17 protein-coding genes and 1 pseudogene are annotated in these 17,547 nt (G+C 68.1%); 12 read left to right on the top strand and 6 right to left on the bottom strand.

Annotated features, from left to right (window positions below; all coding sequences use genetic code 11):
• Positions 1 to 24 precede the first annotated feature (24 nt).
• From HWW87_RS19980 to HWW87_RS19965, 4 genes are all read left to right on the top strand, one after another.
• Entirely contained in the window at positions 25 to 1,236 is a 1,212-nt protein-coding gene (locus HWW87_RS19980) for a porin (RefSeq protein WP_175821791.1), read from the top strand.
• A 223-nt stretch (positions 1,237 to 1,459) separates the two neighbouring features.
• On the top strand, positions 1,460 to 2,698 hold the full coding sequence (locus tag HWW87_RS19975) for an ABC transporter substrate-binding protein (RefSeq protein WP_175821790.1): 1,239 nt from the start codon (positions 1,460 to 1,462) through the stop codon (positions 2,696 to 2,698).
• A 34-nt stretch (positions 2,699 to 2,732) separates the two neighbouring features.
• Positions 2,733 to 3,602, top strand: coding sequence for a sugar ABC transporter permease (locus HWW87_RS19970; RefSeq protein WP_089442040.1), 870 nt, complete (start codon positions 2,733 to 2,735; stop codon positions 3,600 to 3,602).
• Positions 3,599 to 4,459: a carbohydrate ABC transporter permease gene (locus HWW87_RS19965; protein WP_175821789.1), complete on the top strand. Its 861-nt coding sequence runs from the start codon at positions 3,599 to 3,601 to the stop codon at positions 4,457 to 4,459. Before HWW87_RS19970 ends, HWW87_RS19965 begins: the two co-directional genes overlap by 4 nt.
• Before the next feature lie 32 nt (positions 4,460 to 4,491).
• On the opposite strand, the gene HWW87_RS19960 is transcribed toward HWW87_RS19965, so the two are convergent.
• Complete coding sequence (locus tag HWW87_RS19960) at positions 4,492 to 5,514, bottom strand: LacI family DNA-binding transcriptional regulator (protein ID WP_175821788.1); 1,023 nt, start codon at positions 5,512 to 5,514, stop codon at positions 4,492 to 4,494.
• Between the two features lie 6 nt (positions 5,515 to 5,520).
• Here HWW87_RS19960 and HWW87_RS19955 point away from each other — a divergent pair, with 6 nt between their 5' ends.
• Together HWW87_RS19955 and HWW87_RS19950 are read left to right on the top strand one after the other, a co-directional pair.
• Positions 5,521 to 6,441: a phosphatidylinositol-specific phospholipase C gene (locus HWW87_RS19955; protein ID WP_175821787.1), complete on the top strand. Its 921-nt coding sequence runs from the start codon at positions 5,521 to 5,523 to the stop codon at positions 6,439 to 6,441.
• 131 nt (positions 6,442 to 6,572) lie between these two features.
• Positions 6,573 to 7,100 carry a GNAT family N-acetyltransferase gene (locus HWW87_RS19950; protein WP_175821786.1) on the top strand — a complete coding sequence of 176 codons (528 nt, stop codon included), beginning with the start codon at positions 6,573 to 6,575 and terminating at the stop codon, positions 7,098 to 7,100.
• Positions 7,101 to 7,128: 28 nt separating this feature from the next.
• On the opposite strand, the gene HWW87_RS19945 is transcribed toward HWW87_RS19950, so the two are convergent.
• Positions 7,129 to 8,043 carry a LysR family transcriptional regulator gene (locus HWW87_RS19945; protein ID WP_175821785.1) on the bottom strand — a complete coding sequence of 305 codons (915 nt, stop codon included), beginning with the start codon at positions 8,041 to 8,043 and terminating at the stop codon, positions 7,129 to 7,131.
• A gap of 118 nt (positions 8,044 to 8,161) precedes the next feature.
• On the opposite strand from HWW87_RS19945, the gene HWW87_RS19940 reads away from it, so the two are divergent.
• Genes HWW87_RS19940 through HWW87_RS19930 form a run of 3 tightly spaced genes read left to right on the top strand, consistent with a single transcriptional unit; the run spans position 8,162 to position 11,876 of the window.
• On the top strand, positions 8,162 to 9,349 hold the full coding sequence (locus tag HWW87_RS19940; RefSeq protein ID WP_175821784.1) for a M20 aminoacylase family protein: 1,188 nt from the start codon (positions 8,162 to 8,164) through the stop codon (positions 9,347 to 9,349).
• Positions 9,350 to 9,409: 60 nt separating this feature from the next.
• The gene (locus HWW87_RS19935) at positions 9,410 to 10,582 is read left to right on the top strand and encodes a porin (protein WP_175821783.1); all 1,173 of its coding nucleotides are present in this window, start codon (positions 9,410 to 9,412) and stop codon (positions 10,580 to 10,582) included.
• 13 nt (positions 10,583 to 10,595) lie between these two features.
• Entirely contained in the window at positions 10,596 to 11,876 is a 1,281-nt protein-coding gene (locus tag HWW87_RS19930) for an MFS transporter (RefSeq protein ID WP_175821782.1), read from the top strand.
• A 67-nt stretch (positions 11,877 to 11,943) separates the two neighbouring features.
• Here the strand turns inward: HWW87_RS19930 and HWW87_RS19925 are convergent, their stop codons facing one another.
• Both HWW87_RS19925 and HWW87_RS19920 read right to left on the bottom strand, forming a co-directional pair.
• Positions 11,944 to 13,005 carry an alkene reductase gene (locus HWW87_RS19925; protein ID WP_175821781.1) on the bottom strand — a complete coding sequence of 354 codons (1,062 nt, stop codon included), beginning with the start codon at positions 13,003 to 13,005 and terminating at the stop codon, positions 11,944 to 11,946.
• 80 nt (positions 13,006 to 13,085) lie between these two features.
• On the bottom strand, positions 13,086 to 13,394 hold the full coding sequence (locus tag HWW87_RS19920; RefSeq protein WP_006496873.1) for a helix-turn-helix transcriptional regulator: 309 nt from the start codon (positions 13,392 to 13,394) through the stop codon (positions 13,086 to 13,088).
• Positions 13,395 to 13,642: 248 nt separating this feature from the next.
• Between HWW87_RS19920 and HWW87_RS19915 the strand changes: the two genes are divergently transcribed.
• From HWW87_RS19915 to HWW87_RS19905, 3 genes are all read left to right on the top strand, one after another.
• Entirely contained in the window at positions 13,643 to 14,353 is a 711-nt protein-coding gene (locus tag HWW87_RS19915) for an HAD-IA family hydrolase (protein WP_175821780.1), read from the top strand.
• A gap of 84 nt (positions 14,354 to 14,437) precedes the next feature.
• On the top strand, positions 14,438 to 15,634 hold the full coding sequence (locus tag HWW87_RS19910) for an alpha/beta hydrolase (RefSeq protein WP_175821779.1): 1,197 nt from the start codon (positions 14,438 to 14,440) through the stop codon (positions 15,632 to 15,634).
• A gap of 59 nt (positions 15,635 to 15,693) precedes the next feature.
• Positions 15,694 to 16,005, top strand: a complete 312-nt coding sequence (locus HWW87_RS19905) for a 3-phosphoglycerate dehydrogenase (protein WP_175821778.1) — start codon at positions 15,694 to 15,696, stop codon at positions 16,003 to 16,005.
• A gap of 40 nt (positions 16,006 to 16,045) precedes the next feature.
• Here HWW87_RS19905 and HWW87_RS19900 read toward each other — a convergent pair whose 3' ends face one another.
• Positions 16,046 to 17,185 carry a patatin-like phospholipase family protein gene (locus tag HWW87_RS19900; protein WP_175821777.1) on the bottom strand — a complete coding sequence of 380 codons (1,140 nt, stop codon included), beginning with the start codon at positions 17,183 to 17,185 and terminating at the stop codon, positions 16,046 to 16,048.
• A gap of 137 nt (positions 17,186 to 17,322) precedes the next feature.
• Positions 17,323 to 17,496, bottom strand: a pseudogene (locus tag HWW87_RS19895) (transcriptional regulator); the annotation flags it as partial.
• Between the last annotated feature and the right edge of the window lie 51 nt (positions 17,497 to 17,547).

Raw genomic sequence — 17,547 nt, 5'->3', positions numbered from 1 at the left:
CCGATGACCATTGAGGGGCGGGACATGAAGAACGGACGACGACTGACCGCAGCCGCGGCCATGCTGGCTTGCGTGCATGCGGCACATGCGCAGACTTCGGGGAGCGTGACGCTGTACGGCACCGTGGACACCGGCATCATCTACTCGACGAACCAGCAGTTCACGCGCGCCGACGGCAGCACGGGCGGCGGCCATGCGTGGCAGATGGGCGGCGGCAACCTCGTGCCGTCCCGCTTCGGCTTCCAGGGCGCCGAGCCGCTCGGCGGCGGCCTCGATGCGGTATTCACGCTCGAGCAGCAGTTCCTGTCGGCGAGCGGGCAGGCGCTGCAGGGCGGCACCGCATTCAGCCGGCAGGCGTGGGTCGGGCTGCGCCAGGACGGGATCGGCACGCTCGGCCTCGGCCGGCAATACGACTCGTACACCGACATGCTCGGCGCGTACGTGTCGAGCAACAACTGGGCGACGCCGTACGGCTCGCATCTCGGCGACGTCGACAACCTGAACGCCGCGTTCAATTTCAACAACGCGGTGAAATTCACCAGCGCCGATTTCAACGGGCTCACGTTCGGCGGCACGTTCAGCTTCGGTGGGCAGGCCGGCGATTTTTCCGCGAAGCGCGGCTATGCGGTGGCCGCGACGTACACGCGCTCGCCGGTGGCGTTCTCGGTCGGCTACCTCGACCTGCATCAGCCACTCGACGCGGCGCTCGGCGGCGCGAGCGGCTATATCGGCGATTTCGCGTGCAGCAACCCGGGCGCGATGTATTGCCTGCTGCAGGATGCCGGCTCGATGCGCGCGTTCGGCGCGGGCGGGTCGGTCACGTTCGGCGCGGCGACGGTCGCGCTGACCTACACGCATACGCGTCTCGGCGACAGCCGCTATTTCTTGACCACCGCGCAGCCGCGCACGCAGGCGTTCACGTTCGACATCGGCGAGCTGAACGTCACGTACATGTTCACGCCGGCGCTGCAAGGCGGCGTCGCGTACATCTTCAACGCCGCGCATACCGCCGGGCGCGGCACGACGCGGTTCCATCAGTTGAACGTCGGCACGAACTACAGCCTGTCGAAGCGCACCGCGCTGTATGCGGTCGCGATCGGCCAGATCGCGAGCGGCACGGGGCTCGGCACCGATGCGGACGGCAACGCGGCGAACTATGCGCAGATTCCGGTGCTCGCGAACAGCAATTCGAGCCGGCAACTGGCGGTGATGGCCGGGATCCGCGTGAACTTCTGATCCGGCCGGGGAGGTCCGGCCGGGAAGGTCGGGCTGGGGGCAACGATGGCCACGCGGGGCGGGGCAGTCGGGCGGATCGACTGCTTCTCCCGCCGCGTGCCATAAATTCTTAACGATCGGCGTGAACAATGGCGTTCGCATCAGGCGGCCAGCCGCATCCCCCGCGTTGCACACGTGTGCAACGCCTGGCCGTCCCGCCACCACGCCGAACGAGAGAGACCTCATGACCTTGCTGAGCCGCCTGCGCGCGCTGTCCGCCGCCCTTGCGCTGTCCTTCGCCGCCACGCATGCCGTGGCTGCGGATCTCGTCATCGCAGGCCGCGACGACATCTACGGCAAGGGCCTGGCCGACGCCGTCGCCGGCTTCACCAAGCTGCACCCGGGCACTGACATCGAGCTGCTCAAGCTGCCGAACGCGAACCTGTACCAGAAGCTCAAGCTGTCGATGCGCGAAGGCACCGGGGCGTACGACCTCGTGATGATGGACGACACGTGGGCGCCCGAATTCATCGGTAACGGCTGGCTGAAGCCGCTGCCCGCGTCGCTCGCGGACGCCGATCTCGTGCCGTCCGCCGTCGCGCTCGGCCGCAATGCGGCTGGTGCGCTGTACGCGCTGCCGATCGTCGGCAACGTCGAGATGTTCGCGTACCGCAAGGATCTGCTCTCGAAGTACAAGCTGCAGCCGCCGCGCAACTGGGACGACGTGCTGAAGATCGCGCAGACCGTTGGCGGCGCGGACAAGAGCGTGTCGGGCGTCGTGTTTCGCGGCACGAAGGGCAACCCGGTCGTGACGGGCTTCCTGCCGATCCTGTGGGCGTACGGCGGCGACGTGTTCGACCATGCCGGCAACGTGACGATCGATTCGCGCGAGGCGCAGGCCGCGCTGAAGACGTTCCTCGCGCTGAAAGCGTTCGCGCCGAAGGATGTCGACGTGTACGGCGCGGCCGAAGTGCGCGACGCATTGCAGCGCGGCACGGCCGCGCAGTCGATCGAGGTGTGGCCGGCATGGGTGCCGGCGCTCGACGATCCGAAGCAGTCGCGCGTGGTCGGGCAGATCGCGCTGCAGCCGCCGCCCGGGCAGACCGCGGGCCCGGCGCCGATGCTCGGCGTCTGGCAGATGGGCATTCCGAAGGATGCGCCGCACGCGAAGCTCGCGCAGGACTTCCTCGCTTACCTGAGCGCGCGCGATACGCAGACGCGCCTCGCCGGCATCGGCATTCCGCCGACCCGCCGCAGCGTGTTCAACGATCCGGCGCTGGTGCGCCAGTACCGGTGGTATCCCGATCAACTGAAGGCGCTCGAGGCCGGCCGTGCGCGGCCGCGCGTGAAGGACTGGCAGCAGGTCGAGAGCATTCTCGGCGACCAGTTGCAGCTTGCGCTGACGGGGCAGGCCGCGCCCGACGCCGCGCTGCGCCAGGCGCAGCAGAAGATTGCGCAGGCGACGGCCGCGGCCGGCAAGTGACCGCGCACGTCGATCTGTCGGCCGGCGGTCGCGCATGAAAGCGTTCGGCCGGAGCCTGCCGTTCGTCGCGCTGCTCGGGCCCGCGCTACTGGTGCTCGCCGCGCTTGCGCTGTATCCGGTCGCGCAGGTGCTGATCGACTCGTTCTGCCGGGTCGATTACTCGGCCGGCCGCCGCGCGTTCGCGGGGCTCGCGAACTATCGCGCGGTGCTCGGCGACGACGCATTTACGGCCGGTTTCGGCAACACGCTGCGCTTCACGATCGTCGCGTCGCTCGCCGAAGTCGCGCTCGGTTTCGGCCTCGCGCTGCTGTTCGTGCGCGCGTTTCCGGGGCGACGCATCGCGCTGCCGCTCGCGATCCTGCCGATGATGCTGTCCACGCTCGTGTGCTCGGCGATCTGGCGCAACTGGCTGAACTTCGACGGGTTCCTGAACGCGCTGCTCGCGGCGTTCGGCATCGAAGGCGTGCGCTGGCTGTCCGATCCGCATCTCGCGCTGTGGTCGCTCGCGCTCGTCGACGTGTGGCAGTGGACGCCGATGGCGTTCCTGATCGTGCTGGCCGGGCTGCAGTCGATCCCGCAGGAGCTGTACGAAGCCGCACGCACCGACGGCGCGAGCGAGTGGCAGTGCCTGCGCGACATCACGCTGCCGCTCGCGGCGCCGCAGATCGGCCTCGCGCTGCTGCTGCGCTCGATCGACACGTTCAAGCTGTTCGACAAGGTCTATGCGCTGACGGGCGGCGGCCCCGGCAATGCGACGCAGACGCTGTCGACCTATATCTACGACACGGGCTTCCGCTTCTTCAACGTCGGGCCGGCGAGCGCCGCGTCGGTGCTGATGCTCGCGGCGTCCGCGCTGCTGGTCTCGGGGTACGTATGGCAGACGGTTCGCAAGCGGCGCGCATGACGACGCAAGCCGCGGGCATCTCTCGCGCGCGAACGGGCGCCGCAGTCGGTCGCGCGATGCCGTGGGCGCTGCGCATCGTCGCGCTCGCGCTGTTGCTGCTGCCGTGCCTGTGGATGGCCGGCGCGGCCTTCATGCCGACGCTCGAACGCCTCGATCATCCGTTGCGGATCTGGCCGGCCGCGCCGACCTTCGAGCATTTTGCGTCGGTGTGGTCGAACGGCATCGGCGCGCCGCTCGCCAATTCGCTGGTGGTCGGCTTCGGCACGACGCTGCTCGCGCTGGCGCTCGCGTTTCCGGCCGCGTATGCGCTCGTGCGGCTGCGGTTTCCGGCGCGGCTCGACCTGCTGTTCCTGGTGCTCGTGCTGGCGTTGAAGCTGATGCCGCCGATCACGATCGCGGTGCCGCTGTTCGCGCTCGCGAAGCGGCTGCACCTGCTCGATTCGACGCTCGGCCTGATGCTCGCGTACCAGATCTATGCGTTGCCGATGGCGATCTGGATGCTGCTCGCGTTCGTGCGCGACGTCCCGGTCGAATACGAGGAAGCGGCGTGCATCGACGGCGCGGGGCTCGCGCGGCGGCTCGTGCAGATCGTGCTGCCGCTGTGCGCGCCGGGGCTGATCGCGACCGCGATCTTCGTGTTCATCGCCGCCTGGAACGAATTCCTGATCGCTTTGCTGTTCGTGTCGACGCCGAGCCGCTTCACGCTGCCGCTCGCGATCGCCGGCTACGTGACGGAGAACGGCATCGACTGGGGCGACCTGATGAGCGCGGGGCTGATGGCGTCGCTGCCGACGCTCGCCGTGGCCGGCTATGTGCAGCGCTACCTGTTACGCGGGTTCGCGGGCGGGTTGAAGTGACGCGCGGCGTCGCCGCGCCCGGTCTTGCATTGTCACGCGCAACTGTCCCGCACCACCTGCGTGACCGGCACGACGCGCGTGCGCGACGGGCCGTCGAACGTCTGCATCCGGTCGGCGAGCAGGTCGATCGCCGCATGCGCGAGGCCGCGCGTGTCCTGCCGCAGCGTCGTGAGCCGATACGCATCGTATTCGGCGGCCGGAATGTCGTCGAAGCCGATCACGCGCAGGTCGTCCGGCACGCGCAAGCCGAATTCACGGCGCGCGACGTCGATCACGCCAAGCGCGAGCAGGTCGGACGAGCAGAACACGCCGTCGGGCCGCTCGCCGGCCACGAACAGTTGCCGCGCGGCGTCGATCCCGCAGGCATGGGTGTCGGACGGCGTGTCGAGCATGCGTACGAGCGTCGCGTCGAACGCGTCGCGTGGCCCGAGCGCCTGCTCGAACGCCGCGGCGCGCGACCGCGCGCTGTAGCTCGTGCCGCGCGGCCCGACGAACGCGAGCCGGCGCGCGCCGGCCTGCACGAGCCGCTGCGCGGCATGGACGGCGCCCGCCGCGTTGTCGCTGACGACCACGTCCGCGCCCGGCAGGTTCGCTTCGCGGTTGATCATCACGACCGGAATCCGGTGTTCGAGATATTGCTGCGCGACCGACAGCGGTGGCGACGCGGACGTCATTACGAGGCCCGCGATCCGGTAGCTGAGCAGTTGTTCGAGCGATTGCCGGACCTGGCGCGGATCTTCCGCATTGGTCACGAGCGGCGTGAGCGCGCGCTGCCCGAGCGCGGCCATCAGGTCCGATAGCAGCCGCGCGCGGAACGGGTTCTCGAACCCAGCCGTCACGACGCCGATCATGCTGCTGCGCTGCGTGATCATGTCGCGCGCGATCAGGTTGACCTGGTAGCCCAGCGCACGCGCGGCGACCATCACGCGTTCGCGCGTTTGCGGCGCGATGCTCGCCGTCGGCGAGAACGCGCGCGATACCGCCGAGCGTGACACGCCGGCCCGCGCCGCAACATCCGACGCCGTTACCCACGGTTTTCTTTCCTTGTCATTCATCGATTCATGATTCCTTCGAGCCACGATACGTGCATGCCGCCTGCCGACTGGATGTCGGCGCTGGACGACGCGCGGCCGCTGCATACGCTGACCCTACCGGGCAGCCATGACACCTGTGCGTATACGGTCGACGATCGGCTGGTGCGCACGCAGCGTGTGCCGCTCGATGCGCAACTCGCGCATGGCGTGCGGCTGCTCGACATCCGCTGCCGGCACGTGCGCGACGCGTTCGACATCCATCACGGCGGCATCGCGCTCGGCATGACGTTCGACGACGTGCTGGCCACCTGTACGCGCTTTCTCGACGCGCATCCGCGCGAATGCATCGTGATGTCGGTGAAGGACGAGTGGCCGGCGCATGCGTGCACGCGCAGTTTCGATGCGACGTTCGACGCGCATCGCGCGCGGCATCCGCGGCTGCGCTGGCATGCCGGCGGCACGCTGCCGACGCTCGGCGACGTGCGCGGCGCGGTCGTGCTGCTGCGGCGCTTTCGCAGCGGCCGGCCGCTCGGCATCGACCTGACCGCGTGGCCCGACAACGCGACGTTTACGATCGACCATCCGGACGGCGCATTCGTGATCCAGGACGAATATCGCGTGCCGGTGGCCGCATCGATCGCATGGAAGTGGCGCGCGATCGACGCGCTGCTGACGCACCTGCCGTTGCCGGACAGCGGCCGCTGGGCGCTCAGTTTCTGCAGCGGCACGGGGATGGGGGCGAATCCATCGGTAGTCGCACACGGCGATGGCCGGGTGCAGGGCATTCATGCGCGACTGGCCGAGCGCTTGCGCGAGCAGCGCGGCCCGTACGGCGCGGTGCTGCTCGATTTCTGCGATGACGACGACTGGGCGCTGGTGCGCGCGCTGATCGAATGCAACGATCACACGCCGGAGCAGGGCGTCTGGCGCAAGGCGTTTCGCTGTTAGTGGGCGGAGAGTCGCCGCGGACTACCGCGTCCGGACCACGTGGATCGGGCATTCGAAATCGTTCGAAACGAAACGTCTGAAGTTTCGCTTATAGTGACGGCCGTTCCAGACTGCCTGCCTGAATTGCCGTCATGCCTGCATCGATCCTGATTCGCCCCGCCACGCGGGAAGACGCGGCCGCGATGGCCGCCGTGGAAGTGGCCGCCGCGCAGCGGTTTCGCGCGATCGGCATGGCCGACATCGCCGACGGCGAGCCGACCGAGGCGGCCGCCGTGCGCGTGCGGATCGACGACGGTCGTGCGTATGTCGCGGTCGATCCGCAAGGCACGTGCGTCGGATTCGCGTTCTACCGGCTGCTCGATGCGCAGCGGCTGTATCTGGAGGAACTGGACGTCGCGCCGTCGCATGCCGGACAGCGGATCGGCGCGCGTCTCATCGAGCAGGTGATGGCGCGCGCGGCGCGGGAGCACGTCGAGCAGGTGGTGCTGTCGACGTTCCGCGACGCGCCGTGGAATGCGCCGTACTACGTGCGCCTCGGTTTCCGGATCATCGACGATGCCGCGCTCGACGACGCGCTGCGCGCGATCCGCGCGCACCACGTCGCGCTCGGTCTCGACGAAACGCAGCGCGTGTTCATGCGGCGCGCCGTGGCGGCCTGATGCATGGTGCGGACCGATTCCGGCGTAGTCAGCCCCGCGTGCCGCTCCCGAACGAACGCGACGCGAACGCAGCGTCGATGTACGCGAGAAAATCTGTCGCGGGGCGCGTTAACTGCAGGCCGGGCGGCGTGAGCCGATAGAACTGCAGCGGTGGCGGCGACAGCGGCAGCGGGAGCGGCGTGAGCGCCTGGCCGAACACGGTTTCCGACAGCGAGTGCCGGGTCCACGAGAAGATGGCATCCGTCGTGAGAAGCAGGCTGTAGAACAGCGCATACGACGTGCAGCGCGTGATGCAGCGCGGCGCCGGCAGGCCCGCGTGCGCATGGAGATCGCGAATGTGCGTCGGAAAATTGTCGCTCGCATCGGTGTGGATCCACTCGGCATCGCGTAGCGCGTCCAGCGATGTCGCGCCGGCGAAACGCCCGTTCTCGCGGGTGACGAATGCCGTGTCGAAGGCGCGGATCGTCTTCACGTCGGCGGACTCGGCGACCGTACCGGTGATGGCCGCGAACGCGAGATCGAGGGTCCGGCTGTGCAACTGTTCGGTCAACTGACTGAACGATAGTTCGCGCAGTTCGCACTCGACATGCGGCCAGTGGCGTCGAAATTCGGCATAGGCGTGCGCGAACCCCGTTATCGCGACGATCGGCGTGAAGCCGAGCACCAGCCTGCCTTCACGCAGCCCTTTCAGATGCGCCATGTCGTCGCGCGCACGCTCGAGTTCCCGCACGACCGCATGCGCGCGGCCGAGCAATACGTCGCCTTCCGGCGTCGGCACGACACCCCATGGCTTGCGTTCGAGAAGCGCCACGCCGAATTCGCTTTCCAGTTCCTGAATCGCCTTGCTGACGGCCGGCTGGCTGACGTGCATCGTTTTCGCGGCAGCCTTGATGCTGCCCGCGGTGGCCACTGCGACCAGCGCGCGCAATTGATGGTTTTTCATGATGCGGAGGATATAACCAAATCTTATCCGTATCAAAATTGATGTGTTTTTTGAGCTGACGCGTCTCTCCATACTTGGCCGCAGCGGTTGCGATGCAGCCGATCCAATGGAGCCAGACATGACGCAGGACCTTGCCCGGACGCTCGCGGCGATCCGTGAAACCGCCCCCCGCTTTGTCGCGATCCGACGCGACATCCATGCCCACCCGGAGCTCGGTTTTGCCGAAACCCGCACCGCGCGGCTCGTCGCCGCGCAATTGGCCGAATGGGGCTACGACGTGACGACCGGCATCGGCGGCACCGGCGTGATCGGCCAGTTGCGGCGCGGTACGTCGTCGCGCACGCTCGGCTTGCGCGCCGACATGGACGCGCTGCCGATCCGGGAAGAAACGGGCCTGCCCCATGCGAGCACGCTCGCCGGGACGATGCACGCATGCGGTCATGACGGCCATACGGCAATCCTGCTTGCGGCTGCCCACTATCTGGCCGGACAGGGGCGCTTCGACGGCACGCTGAACGTGATCTTTCAGCCTGCGGAGGAAGGACTTGGCGGCGCGAGGCGAATGATCGAGGAGGGCCTGTTCGAGCGCTTTCCCTGCGAGCGCGTCTATGCGCTGCATAACGCGCCTGGCGTACCGGTCGGTCATTTCGCGTTGCGCTACGGAGCGATGATGGCGTCGTCCGATTCGGTGACGATTACCGTGACGGGCAAGGGCGGGCACGGCGCGATGCCGCAGCACGCGAGCGATCCGATCGTTGCGGCGGCGAACATCGTGACCGCGCTGCAATCGATCGTCGCCCGCAACATCGATCCGGCCAAGGCGGCCGTGGTGACCGTCGGTACGTTCCATGCCGGCACGGCCCCGAACGTGATTCCGGAGACCGCGACGCTGCAACTGTCGGTCCGCTCGCTCGACGCGGCCACGCGCGACGAGGTCGAGGCGCGGATTCGCCGGATCGCCGACGCGCAGGCGCAGGCCTACGGGACCGTTGCGCAGGTCGATTATCAGGCCATCTCGCGCGTGGTCGTCAACGACGCCGCCGCCGCGGATCTCGCGGTCGAGACGATCACGGCGCTGGCCGGCGCCGGTGCGCTCACGCTGCTTGCCGACGGTGTGATGGGCAGCGAGGATTTTTCATGGATGACGGAACGCGTGCCGGGTTGCTACGTGATGCTCGGCAACGGTATCGATTCGCACGGCGGCTGCTCGGTTCACAACCCGGGCTACGACTTCAATGACGAGGCGCTCGGCTGGGGCGCCGCCTATTTCGTCGGCGTCGCGGAACGCTTCCTGGCCGCGGTCTGACGAGAGCGTCGGCCCGTCGCGGCAATTCGGAATTTTCCCGATGAAAAATAAGGAAAACGAATGAAGAAGAGACTGACATGGGGCGCGGCGTGTCTGGCGCTGGGCACCGGCAGTGCCTGCGCGGCGCCGTATCAGGACGTACTCCTCGCGGCGGTGCCGGAGTTCAATGGCGGGTTGAAGGAGGGCGTGGCGCTGTACGGCTCGGTCGACATGGGGATCAACTACCAGACGGTGGGTGGACGGTCGATGTGGCAGACCCAGAGCGGCGGCGAGTGGACGTCGAAATTCGGCTTCTTCGGGCGCGAGAATCTCGGCGGCGGGTGGCGCGCCGAATTCAATCTCGAAAGCGGTTTTCTCGCGAACAACGGCGCGCAGCAGGATACGCAGTCGTTCTTCAACCGGCAGTCGTGGATCGGCCTCATGTCCGACCGCTACGGCCGGCTGCGAGTCGGCAAGCAGATCGGCACGGGGCTGCCGCTGTTCATCGACGTGTTCGGCTCCGTGGGCACCAATTCGGTTTATACGTGGCTCGGCGCGGCCGCCGTGCAGACGGCGCGCGGCGTCGGCTACAACAGCGACCTCGGACCGGGCGCGACGCAACTGCCGGCACGCGTCGACAACGCGATTACCTATCGCACGCCGATCGTGGCCGGCACCACGACGCTGATGCTGATGTACGCGCCCAGCAATGTCGCGGGGCGCGCACCTGCCGCGTCCGCGCAGGGCGCGCTGCTGCAGTGGTACAACGGCACGACCTATCTGGCGGCGAGCTACAACCAGGTGTGGGGCGTCAACGGCGCGAGCACGGTACGCAACGACCTGTACGGGCTCGGCGCCGTGTACGACACGGGGCGGCTCGTGCTGTCCGCGTCGTTCAATCAATATGCGCCGAAACTTGCCGGCGACGGAATCGCACGCGTGTACACCCTTGGCACGATCGTGCCGTTCGGCGTGAATGCGGTTCGCGCGTCCGTCGTCTATCGCGATACGTCGGGCGTGCGCGATGCCGCCGGCCGGCCGGCGAAGGATTCGGCGCTTGGCGTCATGCTCGGCTACGACTACCTGTTGTCGAAACGTACCGGCCTCTACGCGCGGGGAGGGTTCATCCGAAACTACGGCATCTCGACCGTGCTGCTGAACGGCAATCCGTTGCCGACCGAGCCCGGCGGTACGACGCCGCGCACCGGCACGACGCCCGTGACGGTGTCGCTCGGGATGTATCACAACTTCTGAACGAGGGCTTCCGATGAGCACCCTGAATCGCGCGGCTCCCGCGCAGACAATCGACGCGCGACGCGCGATGCGGCGGACCGTCGCCGCGGCTGCGCTCGGCAACGGACTCGAATTCTTCGACTTCACCGTTTACAGCTTCTTCGCGGTGCTGATCGGCCGGCTGTTCTTTCCGGCGTCCAGCGATGCGGGTGCGTTGATGCTGTCGCTTGCGACATTCGGCGTCGGTTTCGTTGCGCGGCCGCTCGGCAGCGTCGCGATCGGCGCGTATGCGGATCGTGTCGGGCGCAAGCCTGCGCTGGTGCTGACCGTCGCGCTGATGGCGCTCGGTACCGGCATCATCGGATTCGCGCCGACCTACGCGCAGATCGGCATCGCGGCGCCGCTGCTGATCGTGATCGGCCGGCTGCTGCAGGGTTTTTCGGCAGGTGGCGAGGTCGGGGCCGCGACGACGTTGCTGATGGAGTCGGGCGGCGCCCGTCGGCGCGGCGAACTGGTCAGCTGGCAGATGGCCAGCCAGGGCGGCGCGGCGCTCGCCGGCGCGCTCGTCGCGTTGACGCTGTCGCGCTGGCTGTCGCCCGATGCGCTGCAAGGCTGGGGCTGGCGTGTGCCGTTCGTGCTCGGCCTGCTGATCGGGCCGGTCGGGTTTTATCTGAGACGCCATCTCGACGACACGCTGCCGCATGCGGCAGCGAGCGCTCCGCGTGTCAGCCGCCGCATTCCGTGGCGGCAGGTCGCGGCCGGCACGTTGCTGGTGATCGGCGGCACGTCGACGATGTATACGATCGTGTTTTTCCTGCCGTCGTTCCTGACGCTGACACTCGGCATGCCCGCTTCCATCTCGTTGCTGTCCGGCTGCACGGCGGGCGGGGTGATGCTGGTCGGCTCACCGTTCGCAGGCCGGTTCGCGGACCGCCTGCGCCGCCGCAAGCCGATGCTGCGAACGGTGTGCGCGATCTCGACGGCACTCGTGCTGCCGGCGTTTCATGCGATGCGCACATGGCCGTCGGTCTTCACCGTGCTGGCGGTCGTGATCGTGCTGATCGGTCTGATGACGCTGTCGAGCCCCGCGGGCTTCGTGATGATTCTCGAAGCCTTGCGACCCGAAGTCCGTGCGACGTCGCTCGGGATGATCTATGCGCTGGGCGTGACGATCTTCGGCGGTTTCGCGCAGTTGATCGTCAGCGCGCTGTGGCGTGCGACGGGCAGCTTCTATGCGCCGGCCTGGTACGTGCTCGGCGGCGGGGTGGCGACGCTCGTCGGCCTGGCGTTGTTTCGCGAGGAAACGGCACGCTGACACGGCGTGCCCAGGCGACGGGAAGGGCGCGGCGCACGGGGCCGTGTGCCGCGTGTGTCGTCGGCCGTCAGGCCGCGTCGCTCAGCGCCGGGTAGTCGGTGTAGCCCGTTTCGCCTTCCGCGTAGAACGTCTCCGGCACCGGCTTGTTGAGCGGCGCACCGATTTCGAGGCGGCGCGGCAGGTCCGGGTTCGCGATGAACAGCTTGCCCCACGCGATCGCGTCGGCGCTGCCGTTCGCGAGCGCGGCCTGCGCGGTATCGACCGTGAACTGCTCGTTCGCGATCAGCGGGCCGCCGAACGCTTCCTTCAGGCGCGGGCTCAACTGGTCGCCCGAATACGATTCGCGCGTGAAGATGAACGCGATCTTGCGGCGGCCGAGTTCGCGCGCGACATAGCCGAACGTGGCCGCCGGATCGGAATCGCCCATCGTATGCGCGTCGCCGCGCGGTGCGAGGTGCACGCCGACCCGGCCGGCGCCCCACACGTCGATCGCCGCGTCGACCACTTCGAGCAGCAGGCGCGCGCGATTCTCGATCGGGCCGCCGTACGCATCGGTGCGGCGATTGGTGCTGTCCTGCAGGAACTGGTCGAGCAGATAGCCGTTCGCGCCGTGAATCTCCACGCCGTCGAAACCTGCGGCCTTCGCGTTCTCGGCGCCCTTGCGGTATGCGGCAACGATGCCCGGAATTTCGTCGAGTTCGAGTGCGCGCGGTGTCACGAACGGACGCGGCGGACGCACCAGGCTCACGTTGCCGCCCGCGGCGATCGCGCTCGGCGCGACCGGCAGGTCGCCGTTCAGGAACATCGGATCGGAGATCCGGCCGACGTGCCAGAGTTGCAGCACGATGCGCCCGCCGGCCGCGTGCACGGCCTGCGTGATCTGCTTCCAGCCTTCGACCTGCTCGTCGGACCAGATGCCCGGCGTGTCGGCATAGCCGACGCCTTGCGGCGTGACCGACGTCGCTTCGGTAATGATCAGGCCGGCCGACGCGCGCTCGGCGTAGTAGCGCGCCATCAGCGCATTCGGCACGCGCGCCGCGCCCGCACGGGAGCGGGTCAGCGGCGCCATCACGATGCGGTTCGGCAGGGTCAGGTCGCCGAGGGTAACGGGATCGAACAGCGTGGGCATGGAGATAACCTCTTCACGAAAGGCGGGGAAGCCGTCGCGTCATGTGCGATGGCGCCCCGCATGGCCGGTTCGGCCGTTGGCTAGAGTTCGCGGCGCAGGGCGTCGTGAAATGCGTCGATGACGGCCTCGTTGCGCTGGAAGAACGCCCACTGCCCGATCCGCGTCGACGTCACGAGCCCCGCGCGCTGCAACGTGGCGAGGTGCGCGGAGACGGTCGACTGCGACAGCCCGCAGCGCGCGTCGATCTGGCCCGCGCAGACGCCGTGTTCGTACGGCAGCGTCTGTTGCGGAAAATGCTCGCCGGGCGTTTTCAGCCAGACGAGGATCTCCCGGCGCACGGGGTTCGAGAGCGCTTTCAGGATCGCGTCGATGTCGAGTTCGGTAGGCATGGAAAGGCTGGGTGTTTTCGATCAGGCAAACGGGTATCGTCGATGGGCGAATCTTATATCGTATTTTGACGATATGTTTGAAAGCACTATCGGCAATGGGGTTGATAGCGTGCGGCGATCGCGGGGACGGTTCAACCCGGGCGAGGCGCCTTCAACGGGCTGCCCGGTTTCAGGTCATCTCGTCGATGATCCCACATCGCCACCCGCGTAACATACGTGGCATCGCGCTTTGCTGACGGAGTTCTTTCATGTCTGTTCGGGCCGTCATATTCGATTTCGACCTGACGCTGGCGGATTCGTCCGCCGCGATCATCGCGTGCACCGAGTACGCGCTGCATCAGCTCGGCGCCGCCGGCCCGACGCCCGCACAGATCGGCGCCGTGATCGGGCTGCCGCTGCCGGACATGTTCCGTTCGTTGACGGGCGAAACCGTGGCGGCTCGGGCCGATGCGTTCGCGCGGTACTTCGTCGCGCGCGCCGACGAAATCATGGTGCCCGGCACCCGCATCTATCCCGAAGTGCCGCCGCTGCTTGCGGCGTTGCGCGAGCAAGGGCTTGCCGTCGCGATCGTGTCGTCGAAGTTTCGCTACCGGATCGAGGCGATTCTCGAACGCAACGGCTTGCAATCGCTGGTCGACGTGCTGATCGGCGGAGAAGACGTGCAGCGCCACAAGCCGGACCCGGAAGGGCTCGCGCAGGCGCTGGCGCGGCTGGGTTTGCCTGCCGCCGCGGCGGTCTACGTCGGCGACCACGCGGTGGACGCGCAGGCGGCCGAGCGTGCCGGCATGCCGTTCGTCGGCGCGGTGAGCGGCATGACGTCGTTCGACGCGTGGGCGCGCGCTGGCAAGCACGCGGTGCCGACGCATATCGGCGAACTAATCGGCATCGTGCAGCAGATGCAGCATCGCTCGGGCGAAGCGTGCGCCGACGCGGAACGCGGTGCGCAACCGGCCGACTGACCCGTTTTCGCAACAGGCCGGCAGCGCGCGACGGATTCTGCGACCATCGCCGTTAAAGCGATATCCGCCACTCGATCCACTGTCATGTCCGTCATTTCCGTTGCCTTTGCAAGCATCCGGCGCTCACGCGTGTTGCCGGCCGCCCGATTCCTGTCGTTCGCGATTCCGCTCGCGGCGGCCATCGGCATCCTGGGTGGCGCACACCGGGCCGAAGCCGCTACGCCCACCCAGCGCGAACGTCTCGAAGCGCCGGTGAAGGCCGTTGCCGACCAGCGTTTGGCCGTCGACACGCCGCAGGGCAGCGCGATGCTGCCCGTGTACGCCGACCATCCGGTCGACCAAGCGGCGCCCGACGTCACGCGCGTGTTTATCGTGATTCACGGCACGCTGCGCAATGCCGACGCTTACTACGCATCGGGGCGCAAGGTCGTCGAGAAGGCCGGCGGGGCAGGCAACGGCACGATGGTCGTCGCGCCGCAGTTCCTGACACGTGCCGATACGCGCGCGTTCTCGTTGCCCGCATCGACGCTCGCGTGGACCCAGGAAGGATGGAAGGGCGGGGAACCGGCCCGCCAGCCGGGCCCGATCAGCTCGTTTGCCGCGCTCGACGCGCTGCTCGCGCATTTCGCCGACCGCAGCCTGTACCCGTCACTGACAACGATCGTCGTGATCGGCCACTCCGCCGGCGCGCAGTTGCTGCAGCGTTACGCAGTAGCCGGGCGCGAAGGCGACGCGCTCGTGCGGGCCGGCATCGCCGTGCGCTACGTGGTCGCGAACCCGTCGAGTTACCTGTACTTCGACGACGAACGTCCGAATGCCGACGCGATAGCGGGCGACACCTGCCCGCGCGCGACGGAATGGAAATACGGGCTGAAGTCGGCGCCGCCTTACGTTGCGTCGCAGGACGTGCGCGAACTCGAAACACGCTACGTCGCGCGCCATGTCGTGTACCTGCTCGGACAGGCCGACACGAACCCGACCACGCATTTCATCGACCGTTCGTGTGCGGCGATGGCGCAGGGCCCGTACCGGCTCGCGCGCGGGCTGGCCTATTTCGATTATCTGAAGAAGCGGCATCCGGACGATCTCGCGCAGCAGGTCGTCGAAGTGCCGGGTGTCGGGCATGACGGCCTCGGCATGTTCACGTCTGCTTGCGGGCTGGCCGTGCTGTTCGGGCAGGTATTGCCGCAGTCGTGTCCGGTGGTGGCCGGCACCGCGGCGGACTTGCGTGCGCCCGACGAAAATCGATCGATCAGAAAAATGCAGGAATCGGCAAGATAAATTCATTTCCCCCCGCGGCCTTCGCGGTTCAGGATGACAGCGTTCCCAGGAGCGTCCCCATGAACATCACGATCCTCGACGACTCTCGCAAGCCGGATGGGCAGCCGATCCACGTCGTCCGCCCGGACGTACCCGAGCGCGAAGCGGCATCGATCGAGCCGTTGATTCTCGACCTGCTCGAATGGATCGGGCCCGGCACGCGGCCGTACGATGAGGTGATCGACGCGTGGCGCACGTCGTGCCCGCGCCTGCCGGTGTGGGAGGAGGCCTGCGCACGCGGCTACCTGGTCCGCCATCATGCGCCGGGCGGCGTGGCCGAGGTCGAAGTGAGCGAAGCCGGCCGCGCGCATATCCGGGCCGCGCGCGCCTGACCGTGCAGGGCAATCGGCGCGCGACGGTGTCTCCCGCGCGTCATGCCGTTTTTTCCGCGACCAGCGGGGCGTCCGGATCGAACACCGTCAAGCCTTCCGTCGGGTCCATCGGCAGGTCCCACGGCCGGGCGGCGATGGCCCGTTTCGCCGCGTCGTAGCCAGCCTGCCGGCGGGCCGCGATGCCGGCCGGCGTGAAATCGATGTCCTTCCACTGATTGTCGCCGTCGAGCCGCGGCGCGGCGAGCTTGATCAGGTGCATCGTGGTCTCGCATCCCCACGCGGCGAGCTGGCGCACGACAGGCGACGCGCGGTCAGCTTCCGGCACGTGCCGGACCAGTTCGCGGATCACGTGACGCAACCGGTGGATCTGCTGCTGGCGCGCGATGTGGCTGTCGGTGCGGCTCGCGTACTGGATGTCCTTTTGCCGTTCCGACACCTGCCAGATGCTCTCGGGCTCCGGGCCGGCCGGATTCCACATCTGCACCGAGAAGATGATCGAGCTGCGGCGCGGGTTGTCGTCGAGCACGACCTCGACCGGCGTATTCGAATACACGCCGCCGTCCCAGTACGGCGCGCCGTCGATCCGTATCGCCGGGAACGCGGGCGGCAGCGCGCCCGAGCTCATGATGTGTTCGACTCCGAGCCGCGTATCGCGCGAATCGAAATAGCGCATCGTCCCCGTGCAGGCATTGACCGCGCTGACGGTCAGGCGCGGATGGCCGGCGTTCAGCAGGTCGGGATCGATCAGCGACACCAGCGTGTCGCGCAGCGGCGCGATCCGGTAGTACGACGCGCGATCGACGCCGAGCCGCACCATCGGCCCGAGCCACGACGCCGGATTGGGCTGGAAGAATCCCGCGATGCCGCCGCCGATGATCATCAGCTCGGCCAGTGCCCGGTCCCACCCCGGCAGCAGCGGCGGGACGTCGAAGCGGGTCCGCTCCGTCACGCGATGCCAGAATGCCGACAGTTTGTCGTAGCGCCGTTCCGGCGGATTCCCCGCGATCAGCGCTGCATTGATCGCGCCGATCGACGTGCCGACCACCCAGTCGGGCCGGATCCCGGCTTCGTCCATCGCCTGGAATACACCGAGCTGGAACGCGCCCAGTGCGCCGCCGCCCTGGAGCACGAGCACGACTTGCCCGGGGAGGTCCATTCGTGCCGGCTGGCTCGCGGTCATGGCTTGCCTCGCTGCGTGTGACGGTGGATCGGAACCGAACAGTTCGATTCAGTGTAGGCGATCGGCAGCGCGGGGCGGCCCGCTGCGCCATGGCGGCTTGCGCTTCTTGCTGCGCCGGCCGCTTCCGGCCCTTTGGTGCGGCGGGCCGGCCAGCCGCCCGGCGGTACGCGCATCAGGTTGACGCCGAAATCGCGCAGGCCGCCGGCGTCGCCGAGACGCCGGCGGATGCGTTGCGCGCACGGCGCATCGAACGGCCGCGGGTAGCCGCTGCCGCGGTGTTCGGGCACGGCGTCGAGGTCGATTTTGGGCATGACCGGCTCCGTGTGCCTCGCGGGCGAATGGGACGACGGTCATTGTAGGCG

Origin of the sequence: Burkholderia sp. BCC0419, assembly GCF_902830285.1 — a bacterium.
Taxonomy (GTDB): Bacteria; Pseudomonadota; Gammaproteobacteria; order Burkholderiales; family Burkholderiaceae; genus Burkholderia.
The sequence above is the reverse complement of the archived record's forward strand: the minus strand, read 5'-3'. Positions and strand labels throughout refer to the sequence as shown.